The sequence below is a fragment of the Vibrio sp. MarTm2 genome, from assembly GCF_027587055.1.
In the GTDB taxonomy this organism is placed as follows: Bacteria; Pseudomonadota; Gammaproteobacteria; order Enterobacterales; family Vibrionaceae; genus Vibrio; species Vibrio sinaloensis_D.
The window spans coordinates 161,245-178,538 of sequence record NZ_JAPPTK010000007.1 but is presented as its reverse complement, the minus strand read 5'-3'; the positions used below and the strand labels follow the sequence as shown (position 1 = coordinate 178,538).

The 17,294-nt window shown below is 46.1% G+C and carries 16 protein-coding genes; 2 read left to right on the top strand and 14 right to left on the bottom strand.

What is annotated here, in order from left to right:
* Position 1: 1 nt before the first annotated feature.
* The 6 genes from OH458_RS14820 to OH458_RS14795 all read right to left on the bottom strand — a co-directional run bounded on the left by OH458_RS14820 (position 2) and on the right by OH458_RS14795 (position 5,113).
* Positions 2 to 589, bottom strand: a complete 588-nt coding sequence (locus tag OH458_RS14820; protein WP_269978879.1) for a hypothetical protein — start codon at positions 587 to 589, stop codon at positions 2 to 4.
* Positions 590 to 654: 65 nt separating this feature from the next.
* Positions 655 to 1,596 (bottom strand): tripartite tricarboxylate transporter substrate binding protein, encoded by a 942-nt coding sequence (locus tag OH458_RS14815; RefSeq protein WP_333482672.1) that lies wholly within the window; start codon positions 1,594 to 1,596, stop codon positions 655 to 657.
* A 40-nt stretch (positions 1,597 to 1,636) separates the two neighbouring features.
* Positions 1,637 to 2,122: a universal stress protein gene (locus tag OH458_RS14810; protein WP_053407800.1), complete on the bottom strand. Its 486-nt coding sequence runs from the start codon at positions 2,120 to 2,122 to the stop codon at positions 1,637 to 1,639.
* A 52-nt stretch (positions 2,123 to 2,174) separates the two neighbouring features.
* Positions 2,175 to 3,467, bottom strand: coding sequence for an NAD(P)/FAD-dependent oxidoreductase (locus OH458_RS14805; RefSeq protein WP_269978877.1), 1,293 nt, complete (start codon positions 3,465 to 3,467; stop codon positions 2,175 to 2,177).
* Positions 3,468 to 3,509: 42 nt separating this feature from the next.
* Positions 3,510 to 3,932 (bottom strand): RidA family protein, encoded by a 423-nt coding sequence (locus tag OH458_RS14800; RefSeq protein ID WP_123772862.1) that lies wholly within the window; start codon positions 3,930 to 3,932, stop codon positions 3,510 to 3,512.
* A gap of 41 nt (positions 3,933 to 3,973) precedes the next feature.
* A complete protein-coding gene (locus OH458_RS14795; RefSeq protein ID WP_269978876.1) occupies positions 3,974 to 5,113 on the bottom strand; it encodes a tyramine oxidase subunit B in 1,140 nt (379 codons plus the stop codon).
* A 243-nt stretch (positions 5,114 to 5,356) separates the two neighbouring features.
* On the opposite strand from OH458_RS14795, the gene OH458_RS14790 reads away from it, so the two are divergent.
* A complete protein-coding gene (locus tag OH458_RS14790; RefSeq protein WP_269978875.1) occupies positions 5,357 to 6,160 on the top strand; it encodes a helix-turn-helix domain-containing protein in 804 nt (267 codons plus the stop codon).
* Positions 6,161 to 6,502: 342 nt separating this feature from the next.
* Here the strand turns inward: OH458_RS14790 and tdh are convergent, their stop codons facing one another.
* The 5 genes from tdh to OH458_RS14765 form a co-directional block, all read right to left on the bottom strand.
* Positions 6,503 to 7,534 (bottom strand): L-threonine 3-dehydrogenase, encoded by a 1,032-nt coding sequence (gene tdh / locus OH458_RS14785; RefSeq protein WP_269978874.1) that lies wholly within the window; start codon positions 7,532 to 7,534, stop codon positions 6,503 to 6,505.
* 79 nt (positions 7,535 to 7,613) lie between these two features.
* Positions 7,614 to 8,807, bottom strand: a complete 1,194-nt coding sequence (locus OH458_RS14780; RefSeq protein ID WP_269978873.1) for a glycine C-acetyltransferase — start codon at positions 8,805 to 8,807, stop codon at positions 7,614 to 7,616.
* A gap of 212 nt (positions 8,808 to 9,019) precedes the next feature.
* Positions 9,020 to 11,344 (bottom strand): putative bifunctional diguanylate cyclase/phosphodiesterase, encoded by a 2,325-nt coding sequence (locus OH458_RS14775; RefSeq protein WP_269978872.1) that lies wholly within the window; start codon positions 11,342 to 11,344, stop codon positions 9,020 to 9,022.
* On the bottom strand, positions 11,341 to 12,273 hold the full coding sequence (locus tag OH458_RS14770; protein ID WP_269978871.1) for a transporter substrate-binding domain-containing protein: 933 nt from the start codon (positions 12,271 to 12,273) through the stop codon (positions 11,341 to 11,343). Before OH458_RS14770 ends, OH458_RS14775 begins: the two co-directional genes overlap by 4 nt.
* 58 nt (positions 12,274 to 12,331) lie before the next feature.
* Complete coding sequence (locus OH458_RS14765; protein WP_269978870.1) at positions 12,332 to 13,732, bottom strand: aminotransferase class V-fold PLP-dependent enzyme; 1,401 nt, start codon at positions 13,730 to 13,732, stop codon at positions 12,332 to 12,334.
* A gap of 775 nt (positions 13,733 to 14,507) precedes the next feature.
* Between OH458_RS14765 and OH458_RS14760 the strand changes: the two genes are divergently transcribed.
* Entirely contained in the window at positions 14,508 to 15,455 is a 948-nt protein-coding gene (locus OH458_RS14760; RefSeq protein ID WP_269978869.1) for a LysR family transcriptional regulator, read from the top strand.
* A 2-nt stretch (positions 15,456 to 15,457) separates the two neighbouring features.
* Here the strand turns inward: OH458_RS14760 and OH458_RS14755 are convergent, their stop codons facing one another.
* The 3 genes from OH458_RS14755 to OH458_RS14745 form a co-directional block, all read right to left on the bottom strand.
* Positions 15,458 to 15,814 carry a hypothetical protein gene (locus OH458_RS14755; protein WP_269978868.1) on the bottom strand — a complete coding sequence of 119 codons (357 nt, stop codon included), beginning with the start codon at positions 15,812 to 15,814 and terminating at the stop codon, positions 15,458 to 15,460.
* A gap of 141 nt (positions 15,815 to 15,955) precedes the next feature.
* Complete coding sequence (locus OH458_RS14750; protein ID WP_038136418.1) at positions 15,956 to 16,339, bottom strand: cytochrome b562; 384 nt, start codon at positions 16,337 to 16,339, stop codon at positions 15,956 to 15,958.
* Between the two features lie 79 nt (positions 16,340 to 16,418).
* The gene (locus OH458_RS14745; protein WP_269978867.1) at positions 16,419 to 17,162 is read right to left on the bottom strand and encodes a phosphatase; all 744 of its coding nucleotides are present in this window, start codon (positions 17,160 to 17,162) and stop codon (positions 16,419 to 16,421) included.
* Positions 17,163 to 17,294 lie beyond the last annotated feature (132 nt).

Here is a 17,294-nt window from a genome sequence, read left to right as displayed (position 1 = left end):
ACTACAAATACATATTGGCAAAGTCAGCCATTTGGTCGGGAAGGAACGAGAACAGCCACACATCCGGCAGCCACAACGCAATCGCGACTCTAAACACCAATACGATGATGGCGATGGAGACAAAAGAAGTAATCACCCAAAAGCGAGTGAATAGGTTGCTTATCCAAAGCATGGTCAGCACCAAGATAAAACTGGATAGCGCGAAACCAATCACCGACAAACTGAAGATGTAGAGGAAAAAGAAACCGCTGATGATCACCGCCGTTCGATACCGGCTAACGGCACTAAAGGTCAGTTCGATAGGGTTAATGCTTCTCAAGCAGTGATAGTACTTAATCGTATTCACCAACAGGTAAATGCCACTAAACAGAGCGATGATACTTAGGCCTAGTAGTGGTGCGACGTAAGGCTGAGAGAACCAACCGTGCGCGTTTTGCACCTCTTTTGCCTGACTAGGTTGAAGTAATATCAGTACCACCGAGCCAATAAAGGAAAGCAAGTAAAAATAGTAGTTTGATGGGAGACTCTCTGTCGCAAGACCTGCTTTGTCCTCTTGCTCCAGAATCACTTCGTTGATTTCAATCGTCATATGCGTTCAACTCCCTGAAAAAAGGGTGAGTAAATGAACCAGATATGTTTACTCACCCAAAGGACTTATTTCATGTAGTTCAGCAGTTCTTTGGCACTGGCAAAGTCGTTATCAATCACTTGCTGTGCTTCTTTGCCACCCATCCAAAAAACGTTGGCACCGGTGTTTTGGCTGATCGCCGTCACTTTGTCGGTCTTAAGCGCTTTTTGAGCGATATCTGCAATCACTTGTTTGACGTTGTCAGGTGTTCCTTTCTTCACAAACAGGCCGTTCCACGTTGTTTGTGCTACGCCAGTTTGCTCTTTAAGCGTTGGCACATCTGGGCTGATGCTTAAACGTTCGTGCGTAATCGAAGCGATGATTTTCACGTCACCAGATTTCAAACAAGAGAGGATGGTTTGCGTAACGGTATTGACCACATCCGCATCGCCGTTAGCTAAGGTCGAACAGTTGATCGCATCAAACGGTGCATTTGACGAGAACGTAATCCCGGCTTGGTCAGCCGCTTTAAACGTGATCGCGGTTGGCAGCGCTTGGTAACCAAAGTGAGCCAGAGAAACATTATTACTTTGTGAGTAATCGGCTAGCTCTTTTAGGTTGTTGTATGGCGCATCTGCTTTTGCAGCAATCACAAACGGATAATCTAGGAAGATCCCGATAGGCTCGAATGTTGTTTGGTCAAACGGTGCGTTGCCAGAAAGAATGTGCGTAGTGAGGATGTCGGCAACGAACGAGCCGATCGTCAGACCATCTGGGCGCGCGCGTGAAACCTCTGCTGCACCAATAATTCCGGCGCCACCAGGTTTGTTAACGACTGTGGCTGGCTTGCCCGTTTCTTTCGCCATCTCTTCTGCGATTAGGCGAGTCAGCACGTCTTCCAAATCACCCGGAGGCCACGGCACAACGTATTTTACTGGGCGATTAGGGTAGTCTGCGGCAACACTTGTGAGTGGTGCCAAAATCGATGCAAGTGCGATTGCAGTAATCAGTTTAGTCCTTTTCATCATAATTCCTTTTGTACTCTGAAGCTGGTGATGCCCAGCATTTCTATTTTTTCGCTATTGGTACTATCAATACGGGTACTTCGCTTTTCTGCAGTACTTTGTTGGCTGTAGAACCAAGAAACACTCTGGACAATTCACTGGATTTTCTATTGCCCATAACAATCAGTCCGGCATTAAACTGCTTTGCCGTGTTGATAATCACCTCCTCTGGATTACCGAATTGAACACATATCGAAAACTGAACCTGAATATCCAGATCGGTCAGCTTTTCCTTTATGTATCGATGGATTCGTGTTTTAAGCTTTTCGATTAGCTCGTTTCTGTGTTGAGCGGAATGCAGCTTATCGATGTCGCTCGGCAGGTAGGAATAAGAGATATCCGGCGTAATCACGTCTGCCTTATTCACCGCATGCACATAGATAATTTTTGATTGATGCTTTACCGCTTGGTTAATCGCGGCTTCAAACACTTTGCGGCTGCCTTTATTTGCATCCGATGCATACACAATTGCTTCAATATCTACTGCCATAGCCAATTCCTACCTATCTGATTAAGGAGCTTTCCAAACCCGAAAACTACTCTTACAAGCGACTAAATCGATAAGGGGACGGATCAATAATCGGATCGTTACCCGTGATTAAATCTGCTGCTAAATGTCCCGCAGCCGGTCCAGTGCCAAACCCGTGTCCAGAAAAGCCTGTTGCCAGAATTAAACCCGGTATTGCCGCGACATGGTCGATCACTGGATTCGAGTCTGGCGTTACATCAATCAGCCCTGCCCACGTTTCGTCGATCTCGGCTTGTTCAAACACGGGATAGGCTTGGCGTAAATTGGTCATCGCTTCGTTGATAAGGTTCTGGTTGTGATTTGGATTGAGCGTTCTCACCTTTTCAAACGGCGTATCGCTGCTCGGCTTCCAACTGCGTGGCATTCTTAAATCATCGACGGAGTGCTTGCCGAGTTTGATTCGTAGAAAGCTACGCTGGTGTTTAAGCTGTTCAAGATAACGGTGGCCAATCAACAGATGGTCAAGGCACACAGGTGCATCTAACGCGCCGCGCTGCGTGATCACAAAACCACCATTGTGATGCTTACGAAACGAGAAGTTTGACGCACCAACTGCAATATCAGTCGGGCCATCCATTGGCTTGGTTCTAATCACCGAGCAAATCAGTGGTAGGGTTGGCAACGAGACACTCAAGTTACCCAAGAAGCGTCTTGACCACGCGCCACCCGCTAACAACACCTGCTCGCAGCTGATTTCACCTTGCTCTGTGACTACGCCGCTTACACGGCCACCCGACATAGCAAGCGTTCGGACTGCGCAGTGCTGCACTACCTGCGCGCCCAGTTCCACTGCTTTTTCTAGGATTTTTACTGTTGCGATACACGGCTCAGCACGTCCGTCTGAAGGAGTATAAATCGCCCCTTTCCATGACTTATTGCTGTTACCAACCATGGCGTTAACCTTGTCGCTGCTGAGCAGTTTGGAGTCGAGGTCCAACGAATCCACTGAGTTCAACCAGTCTTGGTAAATGTCCATTTGTTGTTCGGTATCAGCAAGGAACATAATCCCTGCTTGCTTGTAGCCAAGGTCATGCCCAACTCTTTGACTCATACCAGCCCACAAACGGTCTGCTGCTAGCGCCAAAGGAACGTCTTCTTTGTGTCGGCTGGTTTTGCGGATCCAACCAAGGTTTCGTGATGACTGCTCACCCGCTACATAACCTTTCTCGATCAAAACTACAGGGACGTTGTTTTCGGCTAATGTCAGCGCAGCACTCGCGCCGACAATGCCACCGCCGATAATCACTACTCCGGTGGATTTCGGCAAAACGTTTGATGTTTCCAGTCGTATGATATTTTTTGTCATCCTAACCTCTCGCTCATCTTGATACGGCGCCCTTAGCCGCCTCTATCTTGAAAGCACGATTTCCTCTACGTCTGCCTGTGATGCGCCGCGATAAGCCGTCACTTCAATTTCGACTTCATAAATAGTTGAGCCAAGCGGAGGACAAGTGACCGTGGTGGTTGGGTTCACACCACGAAACTTAGTGCCCACAAACTCCATTACAGCCGGGACGTAGTCTGGATTTTGAATAAAGACTTTCGACGTGATGACATCTTTCAGGCTTGCATCAACTGACGCCAAAGCGACTTCAATATTGGTAAACACTTGCTCTGTTTGCTCAAATACGTCTTTTGGCATTTCACCCGTTTCAGGGTTACGGCCAGCGGTGTTTGAAACAAAAATCCAGTTATCTACCGCAACTACGCGTGAGTAGCTTGCGATTTCTTCCAGTTTTGAGCCGGTTTTTACCTTTACGATACGTGTCATGGAGACTTCCTTTTAAATGACTAACCTAGTGTTCTGCGTTGTTATTTGAGTTCTGGTTGATTCCAAAGATTAAGGTTGACGCCAATACCTTTCTCGACGGCGTTGCGATAAATCTTGGTTGCCCACGCAACGTCTTCTACTGGCATGCCACCAACAGAAAGAATGATGATTTCGTCTTCACTTTGGCGCTTTGGCGTCTCACCCGCGACAATCGAACCAAGGTCTTCTAAGTCATCAATGGTCAACTTGCCTTCTTCGATCATGTCCATAAAACGAACACCAACGAGTGGGATAATGTTGTGTGCTGGTTTTGGCACTTCCTCGTACCACGCTTGGTAAAGGCCAGTATTATCAAGCACTTTACGTACATCGCCCTGCTCCATGCCCGTATCTAAGCGGCAACTTGCAGGCATTGCCAAAAACGCGCCCGGTTTGACCCACTCACGCTTCACTTCTGGGTAAAGGCTTGGATCGCCCGTTTCACCCGAGTTGCAGTAAGTCACGATGTCTGAGCCGCGCACGACGTCTTCAACGCTCTCGACAACTTCCACATTGGTGATTTGTGGGAACGTCGCCGATACCCAAGTTAAGAAGCTGTCTAGGCTTTTCTTGCCGCGACCTTTGATTTTGATTGTGTCGATATCTGGGCATGCGGCCATAAAGGCAGCTACTGAAGTTTTGCCCATTACGCCAGGGCCAAGCAGACCAATCACTTTGGAATCTTTACGAGCAAGGTAGCGAGCGCCCACGCCAGGAATCGCTCCTGTACGGTAAGCTGAAAGCAAGTTTGCCGACATAATCGCGAGTGGTGCACTGGTTTCAATATCGTTGAGAATGAACATTAGGATGGAACGCGGAAGATCTTTCTCGCGGTTGGCAATGTTCGAGCCGTACCATTTCACGCCACACGTACCAAAATCGCCGCCTAAATATGCTGGCATCGCCATCAAACGGCGGTCTGCGGTCGGCTTTGGCATCGTTGGGATAGGTGACTCTTCTGGAAACGTAATCATCGCACCATGAGAATCATTATTTGGTCCCGCCATGCGGTAATCACCTTGGTGCAACAGTGCGAACATCTCTTCCATCGTGTCCACACATGCTGCCATATCCGTTACACCGGCTTTGATCATGTCTGGTTCAGATAGGTAGATAAAATCAATTTTTGTATTGCTAGACATACGTGTTCCTACTTCCCTGTATTAGTCTCCGATGATCGTGAAAGCCTATTTAAACACTCACAATCAACTGAGTGATTTATCTGTTAAAACTGATACTAGAGTGAAGACACGCAGCGATATTGAATTTTTGCGACACAAGTCATGGGCTAGGTCACAAAAATGATTAACATATTAACAATATAAATTTACATACAATTAACAAGATGGGACTTTGATACTCTGATGTTTAATGAGTAGAAAAGTATGCCTGATGCGAATCTCGAGTTTAAAATTGCCTCCCTGCACTCAGTCCAGCCTTGGTTTGTGCTTGGGGCGAAGCGTTTTAATACGTTATTGACACCTGAGAGTGCATGCACTTCTCACTTCTACTCGTTTGACGCGAGCAGCGGTACAGATTCCTCTATTGCAATTCCAGATGGATGCATCGACCTCCTCTTCGACTGTAATCCCGATAATCCAAAAGCCTACATTTGTGGTACGCCCCTTGAAGCGAAAAAAGCGGATTTTACGCAGGATCACTATTACTTCGGCGTGCGTTTTCGGCCGGGCGTGATACCGGACTTGCTTAACTTAGACGTAGAAGAAGTAATTTCGAACCGATTGGATTTAGGTGATTTAGTTTATGGTGCCGAGAGGATTCTTGAGCAGGTCTGCAAAGCGGATGATTTCTTAGGCAAAGCGCGCGCGGTAAATGATTTTGTCAGTCAATTTGATAGCCGAACTTGCTCTCATTTGACTATGGAAGTGATCGCAAGAGTCACCAAAGCAAGCGGCAATATTCAGATACAGGATTTAGTCAACGAAACGGGTTACTCTGCCAGAACTTTGCAACGCACCTTTCGTAATGATACTGGCCTGACGCCAAAAGCGTTCAGCCGCGCGATTCGCTGTCAGTCAGCAGTGTATAAGATCAGCCACAGTAATCACGCACCGCTGTCTGAGCTTGCATTTGATTTGGGATTCAGCGATCAAGCTCACTTCCAACGAGAATTTAAAAAGTTGGTCAGTGTCACACCAATGGATTATCAATCTCTAGTTAGAATATAAATTCGCTTTAGCTACTTCACGACTTTTCTAACCATCACAAGTGGTACCTGATCCGAACAATCAGTTTTGGACGCTGCGTTAAGTGAGTACAATCACTAACGAGGTGGACAATGATAACTAAGAAAACATGAAGCAAACATGCTCCATCACCGCCAAGTTCTATGGCCATTAAGCTATAATTATCATTGAGTTAGAGTCAAAAACGTCCCAAGAATCTATAGGGACGTTTTGTTTTCATTTTGGGACGTTTTGTAAGGTCAAATAGGGCTTTGACTGCCTTTTTAACGAGTACTAAGCCAATTTTGGAGTCTCACCCCCTCCTGAGGACCAGAGTCGAACCCCCTACTCCCAATCAAGGATAACTTTGCCAGAAAGCCCGCTACGCATAGCGTCAAAGCCTTTTTGGAAGTCATCAATCTTGTAGTGATGAGTGATGATTGGCGTTAGATCTAAGCCTGATTGGATCAAGCTAGCCATCTTGTACCACGTCTCGAACATTTCGCGTCCGTAGATACCTTTGATCACCAAGCCTTTGAAGATAACTTGGTTCCAGTCGATACCCATGTCTGATGGTGGAATACCTAGCAGCGCAATGCGGCCGCCGTGGTTCATTGTTGCAAGCATAGAGCTGAAAGCCGCTTGAACACCTGACATTTCAAGACCCACATCAAAGCCTTCTGTCATGCCTAACTCAGCCATAACATCTTCTAGCTTCTCTTCAGCAACGTTTACTGCGCGCGTTACGCCCATCTTGCGAGCAAGGTCTAAGCGATATTCGTTTACGTCTGTGATCACTACGTGGCGAGCACCAACGTGCTTCGCTACTGCTGCAGCCATGATACCGATTGGGCCTGCACCTGTGATAAGCACATCTTCGCCTACTAGATCGAAAGAAAGCGCTGTATGTACTGCGTTACCAAACGGGTCAAAGATAGACGCTAGATCGTCAGAGATACCTTCAGGGATCTTGAACGCGTTGAACGCTGGAATCACTAGGTATTCTGCGAATGCACCTTCGCGGTTAACGCCCACACCAATCGTGTTACGACATAGGTGAGTACGGCCGCCACGACAGTTACGACAGTGACCACACGTGATGTGACCTTCGCCAGATACGCGGTCACCGATTTCAAAGCCACGCACTTCCTGACCAATTTCAACCACCTCGCCCACGTACTCGTGACCAACAACCATAGGTACTGGAATGGTCTTTTGTGACCATTCGTCCCAGTTGTAGATGTGTACATCTGTACCACAGATAGCGGTTTTCTTAATTTTGATCAGAATGTCGTTATGGCCAACTTCAGGTTTATCAACCTCGGTCATCCAGATGCCTTCTTCAGGCTTTAGCTTAGAAAGAGCTTTGATTTTCATATTGTTACCTAATTCATCTCGCCCAGCATTCGGGCGAGAATCAAAAATAGTGGTTATCTAGATTCGACTTGAGTCAGACTTAGATGATGCCCATGTCCTTACCAACTTGGATAAACGCATCGATTGCACGGTCTAGTTGCTCACGAGAGTGCGCTGCAGACATTTGAGTACGGATACGCGCTTGACCTTTTGGTACCACAGGGAATGAGAAACCGATTACGTAAATGCCTTTCTCTAGAGCGCGCTCTGCAAATTCTGCTGCGACTTTTGCGTCGCCAAGCATGATTGGAATGATCGCGTGATCAGCACCACCCATTGTGAAGCCTGCGTCTTCCATGCGAGTACGGAAGTGTGCTGCGTTTTCCCATAGGCGGTCACGTAGGTCACCGCTCTCTTCTAGTAGGTCTAGAACGCGGATAGAAGCGCTTACGATTGCTGGTGCAACAGAGTTAGAGAATAGGTATGGACGAGAACGCTGACGTAGCCAGTCAATCACTTCCGCTTTACCAGATGTGTAACCGCCTGAAGCGCCGCCCATTGCTTTACCTAGCGTACCAGTAATGATGTCGATACGGTCAACCACGTTGTGGTGTTCGTGCGTACCTGCACCTGTTTTACCCATGAAGCCAACAGCGTGAGAGTCATCAACCATAGTCAATGCGCCGTACTTCTCTGCTAGGTCACAGATAGCTGGAAGGTTTGCTACTACGCCGTCCATTGAGAACACACCGTCCGTTACGATAAGAATGTGGCGTGCGCCTGCTTCTTTCGCTGCGATCAGTTGTTGCTCTAGCTCTTCCATATTGTTGTTTGAGTAACGGAAACGCATCGCTTTACATAGACGAACACCATCGATGATTGACGCGTGGTTTAGCGCGTCAGAGATGATTGCGTCTTCTTTGCCTAGAATAGTTTCAAATAGGCCCGCGTTTGCGTCGAAACATGATGTGTAAAGAATCGTGTCTTCTTTACCCAAGAACTTAGAAAGCTTCTGCTCAAGCTCTTTGTGGATGTCTTGAGTACCACAGATGAAACGTACTGAAGCCATACCAAAACCGTGCTCGTCCATGCCTGCTTTACCCGCTTCGATAAGTGCTGGGTGGTTAGCAAGACCAAGGTAGTTGTTCGCACAGAAGTTTAGTACTTCTTCACCAGTAGAGATTTTAACAGCCGCTTGCTGTTGAGACGTGATGATACGCTCTGCTTTGTAAAGGCCTTCCGCCTTCACTTCTTCAATTTGCTGCTGAATCTGTTGGTAAAATGCAGAAGACATTCGCAATTCCTTCCTGTTTATAGTGTCGAGTATTCACTCGATTAGAATTAGGTTGAACCTTTACGTGACGGGCATCACAGGCACTTACTTATCAATTAAGTGTAGTGTAATTCAAGGAAGGAAAAACGATTATCCCTCAAGGTGGAAAAGCATTAATGAATCCGAGGCACGAATCCAGTTAATGCTTTTCTATTAGGTTGTAATGAAAGGAGTTATAGCCAAGTCGGCTTCGCTAAAAGAGCTTCAAAGCCCTTAGCAGGCAATGGTCGGCTATAGTGGAAACCTTGTCCGAACTCACAGTTTAGGTTTTTCAGGTAATCCACATGACGCTGTTCTTCTATGCCCTCTGCGACGATCTTAAGATTGAGCGCTTTCGCCATCGCAATAATCACGTTCACAAGTTCACGGTCGGACTCATTTTCAAACATGTTCTGCAAGAAGCTGCGGTCGATCTTAAGGCGATCAAACGGAAACTTTTGCAAGTAACTTAATGCGGAATACCCAGTACCAAAATCATCGATAGTGAGTTTCGCGCCAAGTGATCGTAGGTTGTGTAACATTTCCATCAGGTCGCCACTGTGATTGAAGAGCAAGCTTTCCGTAACTTCCACATCGAACATTTCAGCAGGCAGTGCCGACTCTTCGAGGTGCTGTTTGATCTGGTCAAAGAGGCGCTCACAGTATCTAAACTGCACACTTGAGAAGTTTACCGACACAAACAGAGGTGCAACAGATTGCCAGTGAGCCGCCTGTTGGCACGCTTGGCGAATCGCAAAATCCCCTAGCTGATGAATCAAACCGTTCTTCTCAGCTATCGCGATAAATTCTTCAGGGTTAACAAAACCGAACTTATCGTCGTTCCAACGCATCAAGGCTTCGGCACCAACAATCTTACCGCTATCAAGTTCAATGATTGGCTGATAGTAAAGCTCAAGAAGATTATGAGATATTGCATGACGAAGGCGACTTTCTAGTTCTAAGAAGCGCTGTAAGTCTTGGTTCATGTTGTGATCATAGAAGCAGAATGCATTGCGACCATCTTGCTTCACGCGGTACATTGCCATGTCGGCACAGGCAAGAAGCTGTTCCACATTGCTTCCATCCTGAGGATACATCGACATTCCGACACTTGCCGATAGGAAGAACTCATGGTTTTGCCAAACGAACGGTTCATTGAACACAGACAGGACAGTTGTTGCAAAACGTTTTGCGCTGTCAGCATCTTGTAAATCAGGGATAACCAAGAGGAACTCATCCCCGCCAATACGCGCGAGCAAATCGGTCTTACGTACTGCATTTTGTAGACGTTCTGCCGCCAGTTTCAACACTTCGTCTCCAACAAAGTGTCCCATGGAGTCATTGATTTGTTTGAAGTGGTCGAGGTCGATGAACATGACCAATACGTTTGAACCCACTCGCTCGGCGCGTGACAGTTCCAAAGCCAAACGCTCTGAACCATAAACGCGATTTGGTAGACCTGTTAGCGAGTCATGTTTCGCTTGAAATGCGAGTTCTTCTTCAGACGCTTTTCGGCGTTCGACTTCACTCGCCAAACGCTGATTTTGCTCAGACAAAAACTCTTTGCGCTTTTTCTCTTCTTCTAGCTTTATTTTAAGCCCGACACGCGTGTTATTGAGATTAAACGCGTAAAGTAGGCCGACCACAATCATTATGGCTAGCACACTTAGCCCGGTAATAAAGGCTTGTGAGGTATATAGGTCGCGCTCGCTCAACGATTCAAACCATGCCATTAACTTAAAATGGTGGTGGTCGACGGGCACTTCAAAGTAGATCTTCTCCGCGAGTGCTGCATCCAGTGCCTCGGTGGATGTGGCGTCAATATCTAGAGTCCGGCTGATAGAATCCCAAACTTTCATCTCTGCGTCGTTAATTTGCAGAACCAGTCGGCTATAGCTGTCTTCATGTTCTTGATTGGTTAGCTGGGCAATGACCACTGCTTTGTTGATATCCGCGATCAGATAGCCGACCGCTTTACCAGAAAACATAACGGGTTTGACGACTTGAATGACAACGCCGGACGCACTTTGAAACGCAGTCACCCCATTAGACCTTGACTCTACGTCTATAAAACGGGAAGTATCGATAAAGGAACGAGCGCTTTTTTCAGTACTGGCGATGGTAGAGCCATCGAGTGCGGTCAAGGTTATCTGTCGGTAAATTATTTGATTGTTGACCGCTTTACTGCTCGACTTCTCCACGAGCTTACGTTTCAGATTAATTAAGCTGGCGCCAAGGCCATACTCCATGGACATACCCGATGCGAGATTGGCGAAAAACGTTTGTACCGTTCTATCGGTCGATAAATGGTCAATATCTTCACTCGCTAGCGTAAACAAATTGTCCAATGTGCTCGCGTAACTTTTAACTTTAAGGTCAAGTTCTCTGTATTGGGCCGCTTTGAGTTTATCTTGACCCAAACTAGTGACCGTAATAATCATCGCCAAATAAAGCGACACTAATATTGCGCAAACGGAAATGATCTTCTGGCTTGATATTTTTCTTGCAGACTGCTTCATATACTTTTCTTACTGTCTTCTAAGAAGTAATCATTGTAAAAGTAGTAAATCGACGGGTAGTATTTTTCGACCAATGCTTGGTACGTACCATCTTGTTTAATTGATTGTAAATATTGATTGAAAGCCGCTTTTAATTCTGGAGAGTTTTTACGAAATGCCACCGCCATGCGCTGATGCTCAGAGATAGGACCGATCACTTTGATTTCTCCAGGCCATTTTTCCAGTGCAATCAATGTATCGGCAACATCAAGCAAGGTGCTCTCCGCGTCGTTTTTCATGATGGCAGGCACCATTTCATTCAATCTTCGTTGGACACTAGGTAAGATAACGTTGGCACCGGTATCGTACAAATTGTAGAGATTTGGATCTAAGCATGAGTGCTCCATCGCCATCACGTCTCTACCTGAGATAAGCGATTTGACCATCGCGATATCTTGTTGGATTGAACCAGTGGGTTTAATGGGTTTCAATGTGGAATCACTGCGAGCAACCAACCAGACTGCGGAAGGAAAGTAGTCATCCGAGAAATCTAGAACTTCTTTTCGCCAATCAAGAATGGTCACACCATTAGCGATTAAGTCACCTTCGATGGGCGTGTCATCACCAACGACCAATTGAGCATTTTTATACTCCACTTTCTGGCCAATCAACTTACCCACAGCGTTGTTCCACTTGCCTGGAACGTATTCATAGCGAACGTTTAAAGAACGTGCAAACCCTTTAATGATCTCAACATCCAGCCCCGTTAGCGTTTGAACCTCTCCTTGGTCAATATAAGAAACAAAGTTTGCGTACGGAACCCCAATATGGCGCAGCACTCCGCTCTCCTTAATTCTCTCCAGATCACTGGCTAATGCAGATTGTGATAGCAGAGAAGTTAAACCAACAACAAGCGCCGTTATCTTTCGTGTCCAGCGTTTCACTGACATGGTGAGATTTCCTCTCTTTGACAAAGCGCCCTACATCGGGCGCTTTCATTTATCTTTATTAGAATGAGTAATATAGGTCGACGATCGCTTCAACCAATCCATCAACGTCTCTTTCATCGTGGAATAGATGAGTCGAAATTCGCAGAGCGTGGGTCTGGTGCGCATCGTCTTTATGCACCTTGAAGCTCGTTGTGCGAATAATGTAGCCATACTCTTCACGTAATCGGTCACGGAACAGGGTTAAGCGCTCTTTGTCTGTCACATCACTGAGTGGGTTAAAGGTGGTTAGGCCACTCATTAGCCCTTCTACGTTAGGTGAGTACATTTTGGCATCAGGCAGCGCATAACTCAGTTGGGTTTTACATTGCTGGCTAAGCTCAAGAATGCGCGCTTCGATTCGATCACGGCCGATCTCATCCCACATCTTGCAACTCTCAACAAGCGCTTGCTTTGCTGGGTAGTTGTCATTACCAATGTATTGCATTTGCAACTGCTTACCTAAGTGGTCAGCATGGGATAGTGAGGAGTTAATCAACCACAATGGATTGTCTCGATCACTCCAATACTCATTGAGGCGGTTGCCGTTGTCACGTACATACAAGATTCCCGTTGCGCCTGGGCCACATTGCCATTTGTGTCCAGAGCCAGCATAGAAATCACAATCCATATCATGAAAATCCAAATCAAACATACCCACGGTATGAGCGCCGTCAACCAGTGTAGGAATTTGATGTTGTTTAGCTAGGGAGCAGATCTCTTTTGCTGGTAGAGCCGTTCCGGTTTTGTATGTGATATGTGAAAACACGATTAAACGAACGTTCTGGTGCGCTTCAATCGCTTCTCGAAACGCTTCAATATAGTCTTGTTGTGTCACCTCTTCTGTACCAGTAAAAACTGGAAGCTGGATCTCGACCACTTCCACACCAAATCGGTGCTTAACAACGTTTAATGGCGACGTTGCCGCAATGTGTTCATGGTGGGTGGTGAGGATGACGTCACCCGGCTCAAAATGGAGACCGTTAATAATAGAGCAGAGACCATCAGTAGTGTTTCTGCTGAGAATAATTTCATCTGGGTTGGCACCAAACCCTGGGGCGACATCAGCGACCATCTCAGCGACATAAGGCCAAGAGCCAAATTTGTTCTTCATATCCCAAGGATATTTCGCCACCAGCTTATTGTTATCTTCGTAACCTTCAAGCACATGTTTCGGCATGGAGCCTGTGGTACCAATGTTCATGTATGTCGTTCGTCTATCCAAAACGAACTGCTTTTTCACTTTTCGCCAAAAACGTCGACTGTTTCGTTGACGCTGTTGATTCCAATCAATTCGGGGTTGCTGCGCTTGAACTACACCAGAAAAAGCCGAAGCACTGACGCCAGCCACAACGGCACCCGTTGCACCTTTCAAAAAACTACGGCGGCTACGATTGGTTTGATTAGATTCCTTGTCGCTCATGTTTTAATCCTTGTCGGAAGTTTAGCCATATCATTTTATTATTAATTACCACTCACTTGCTAAGCGCAGATTATCACTGAATAGTTCTATAGTTTATATTTTCAACGGCTATTAAGTGAGGTTAGTTCCAACAATCACCAATGGCGCTGATATAATAAGCAGCTTTATGAAAATTAAATAAATGACATCGATAAACGCAAAGCCATCGTTAAATAATTAACCAACACGTCAGTTGCGTTAATTTTATAAATAACCCCTACCCTGCACTTAAATTTATATTTAACTACTCGTATTGCTTGATATTAACTTCTGCAATTTATGCATTGTCATTGGCTATAGTAATTTGCGTCTAATTTAAATGCATACACCAAACATTTAATTGATACTGCACATTTGGGTAGTAAATATAAAACAGAGAAAGTGGCGACATGACGTCGTGTGGATACAGAATCATCCAAACTGGTGTTCTTCCAAGTGATCAACAACAATCATCACACTTCACCTCTCGGTCAAGTGTGATTGTTGAATTTGAGGCACAAATGAGGTGTACTAGCGGCGGTCTAAAGCAATTGTGACGCCGAAAAGGAAAAAGACAACCAGGGCAGCCAGTAGAATGTTTTCAAGCATTGCCCAAAGATCGAGTAAATAATATGCCTGCTGCATGGGATTACCTCCATAGGTCAATGGCTAGTAAAATACCTTACGCAGGCAGAGTAAAACCCGATCATTCTCTCAAAAAATCCTTATTTATAAACATTTTAATATGTGAAGATATATGAATAACACCAAGCTCATTGCCCTTCTCCCTGATTTAGCAAGCTTCATTTTAATCGTTGAAGAAGGCAGTTTTACCGCAGCTGCGAAAAAGCTCGATGTCACGCCATCCGCGTTGAGTAAAATGGTCACAAGGCTAGAACACTCACTGTCGGTGAAACTTTTTGAGAGAACAACGCGTAAACTGATCATCACGCAATCTGGGCAACAAGTGTATGACCAAGCGATCATCATGGTGAATGCAGCAAAGCAAGCCGTGGAACTGTCGACCTCCGATCACACTGAAATGCGTGGAGCGCTGACCGTTGCCGCTCCGGAAGCCTTCCTCAACTCTGTCCTACAGCCTTTTGTTGTGCCCTTCCTCAAAAAGTACCCTGACATCCAACTCAAACTGCGCGCTGCCGATGGTGAAATCGACATTATTCGCCACAATATCGACGTCGCATTTAAACTCACCGACAAACCGGATGAAAATCTGGTACTCAAAGAGATTGGCAGTACGAATCTGGTTCTTTGCGCGAGCCCAGAATACCTTGCTCAGCGCACTACCCCCATGCACCCAACCGAACTCTCCCATCATGATTGTTTGTATCTAGCGGAAAACGATCGCGATCATATCTGGGACTTTTTCAAAGACGACGAATACCATTCCATCGCAGTCAAAGGGCGATACGCCGTCAACCACTCGCAAATGCGTTTAACTGGCGTTAAGAACGATCTAGGAATCGGGATTTTTCACGACTTCGTGATTGCAGATGCGCTCAAACGAGGCGAAGTGATACAAGTATTGGACGATTGGACGATAAAAAGCAACTATCACGGGGGAGTCGCGATGCAATATGCGCAAACCAAATATATGCCTGCTAGATTGCGAGCCTTCATCGACTACGTGACAGAAGAGTTGAGAGGCCGCCTGTTTGATAACGGGAATAACAGTGGAACAGAGTAACGTTAAGAATTAGCGGTGTGCGGTGGCGCTCTCGGGACGGCTAACTCATAACGCAGGCTTAGAGCCAAATAAGCATACGCATGAACCTTAGCCAAGCGATGGTTGGTTAAGTAGAGTGGTGTTGGAAGCGAATCCTGATGGAAGGTCGAAAAGTGACTAAATGGACAAGGTTTGCTGTGCTGAGTGGTCGAACTGCCCTCTTCAACTTGAACAACAACGAAACCGTTAATGGTACAGAGCGTCGCCCATACGCCCGCCGAAGAGCCGTGCGCATTGATCACAGGCATCAGAGTGACCAGTACCCAACTTAGAGCACTTGCCGCTAACATGATTTTCTGGAACTTGGCGATGTGTCTCATGACAGCCCTCAGCAATTAGAAGGCCACTATATAACGAACGAGCAATAAAAGCCCGAATAGAGCGATTAAAACTCGTTCGCTGTCATAAGATTTTCAATAAAGAAACGTGCCCACTCAAAGCAGTCAACTGTAGATGGCGGTTTAACCGAACAGCTTGCTCCAAATACTTGGGTTACGTTTGTCGTGGTATTCCTCACGCAAAGCATCAACCTGTCGGAGTTCTTGCTTCGCCGCGTCCAGATCACCCTGTTCTAATTTAGCGTCCACTGCGTCGAGCGCTTGAGATAACTTTGTGAAGCCCTCGAAATAGAGATCAAATTTTTCTGGTGGGTAATCACCGCGTTTTGATTGCTCGACCAAATCAGAGAGATTGTCGACAGCGGCTTGCATACGTACGATCTCGGTTGCTTCTGCAGCCTGTTTAAATTCCACTTTCATCTGCTTCATTGTTGCTTTCAGATCAAAGTCTGACGCATAAACATTCGCAGACAACATCAGAGCTAGGGCTGGTAATAACTTTCTCATCTCGTTTTTCTTATTAGCTATTTAGGGAGTTGCAGTGTACTGAAAAGCAAAGTCTCTGTGTAACGAATTTTGTTTCGACTTATAAATGCTCGAACTCCTCAATTGGAGCTCGTCCGCGACGTGCTAAAAAGTCTAAAAACTGACGCGCACTATGGGTAATCACTTGCTCCTTCGGCACCGCGACTTTTTCGAGCAAGTCTGAAACCAAATCCAGGTTGCCAATGTCTTGGCAGAAATGAGCATCACTGCCTGTGGTAAAAAAGACGCCGATCTCTTTGCCTAATGTGGCGATGTCATAGCACCGCTCGACGCTGCCCACACGGCTGTTTCCGCGCAAGGTCGTATTGTTGATTTCGATAGCCACATTGTGGGCTTTAGCACAGGTTAGCACTGCCTCAAAATCAAAGTCGTAGTTGGGATTGCCTAAATGGCCAAGAGCGTCAACACGGCCACCTTGAATCACATTGATCAAAGCTTCGGTATGTGCTGTCTTGCTATCCGGTTTAAACACTGCTTCATGGAAACTGGCGATCGCCCAATCAAGATGACGATCAGTCGTGGGATGGATATCCACATCACCATTTGAATTTAGAATATTCGATTCTACACCTCGGATAACACCAACACCCTCTATAAATCTGGGCAGAACACGTTGATTGGTAAAAAACCAATAGTGTGGTGCACCCGGCATGGACTCCGCGTGGTCCGTGGTACAAAACAGGGTTAAGCCTTTTGCTTTCGCCGCCTTCGCATTCTCTACGAGTGTGCTGTATGCATGACCACTTGCATAGGTATGAGTATGAGTATCGATCTGTAGTTTCATTCTGTATTCACGCCCTTGAATCAAAGAAGCTTCATGGTAACAAGGTTTTATTTCAGTTTCTCCCATTCCTCCTTTATGGACGAATATCGTAGTGATTTTATGCACTCCCATCACTTTCGGCTAATACTTAGT

What these genes read in the sequence shown, in the direction of transcription:
- OH458_RS14805 (WP_269978877.1), bottom strand. Translation starts at nt 3,467, where the DNA reads ATGACAAAAAATATCATACGACTGGAAACATCAAACGTTTTGCCGAAA.
- OH458_RS14820 (WP_269978879.1), bottom strand. Translation starts at nt 589, where the DNA reads ATGACGATTGAAATCAACGAAGTGATTCTGGAGCAAGAGGACAAAGCA.
- OH458_RS14765 (WP_269978870.1), bottom strand. Translation starts at nt 13,732, where the DNA reads ATGAGCGACAAGGAATCTAATCAAACCAATCGTAGCCGCCGTAGTTTT.
- OH458_RS14800 (WP_123772862.1), bottom strand. Translation starts at nt 3,932, where the DNA reads ATGACACGTATCGTAAAGGTAAAAACCGGCTCAAAACTGGAAGAAATC.
- OH458_RS14755 (WP_269978868.1), bottom strand. Translation starts at nt 15,814, where the DNA reads ATGAGACACATCGCCAAGTTCCAGAAAATCATGTTAGCGGCAAGTGCT.
- OH458_RS14815 (WP_333482672.1), bottom strand. Translation starts at nt 1,596, where the DNA reads ATGATGAAAAGGACTAAACTGATTACTGCAATCGCACTTGCATCGATT.
- tdh (WP_269978874.1), bottom strand. Translation starts at nt 7,534, where the DNA reads ATGAAAATCAAAGCTCTTTCTAAGCTAAAGCCTGAAGAAGGCATCTGG.
- OH458_RS14780 (WP_269978873.1), bottom strand. Translation starts at nt 8,807, where the DNA reads ATGTCTTCTGCATTTTACCAACAGATTCAGCAGCAAATTGAAGAAGTG.
- OH458_RS14810 (WP_053407800.1), bottom strand. Translation starts at nt 2,122, where the DNA reads ATGGCAGTAGATATTGAAGCAATTGTGTATGCATCGGATGCAAATAAA.
- OH458_RS14775 (WP_269978872.1), bottom strand. Translation starts at nt 11,344, where the DNA reads ATGAAGCAGTCTGCAAGAAAAATATCAAGCCAGAAGATCATTTCCGTT.
- OH458_RS14745 (WP_269978867.1), bottom strand. Translation starts at nt 17,162, where the DNA reads ATGAAACTACAGATCGATACTCATACTCATACCTATGCAAGTGGTCAT.
- OH458_RS14760 (WP_269978869.1), top strand. Translation starts at nt 14,508, where the DNA reads ATGAATAACACCAAGCTCATTGCCCTTCTCCCTGATTTAGCAAGCTTC.
- OH458_RS14790 (WP_269978875.1), top strand. Translation starts at nt 5,357, where the DNA reads ATGCCTGATGCGAATCTCGAGTTTAAAATTGCCTCCCTGCACTCAGTC.
- OH458_RS14750 (WP_038136418.1), bottom strand. Translation starts at nt 16,339, where the DNA reads ATGAGAAAGTTATTACCAGCCCTAGCTCTGATGTTGTCTGCGAATGTT.
- OH458_RS14795 (WP_269978876.1), bottom strand. Translation starts at nt 5,113, where the DNA reads ATGTCTAGCAATACAAAAATTGATTTTATCTACCTATCTGAACCAGAC.
- OH458_RS14770 (WP_269978871.1), bottom strand. Translation starts at nt 12,273, where the DNA reads ATGTCAGTGAAACGCTGGACACGAAAGATAACGGCGCTTGTTGTTGGT.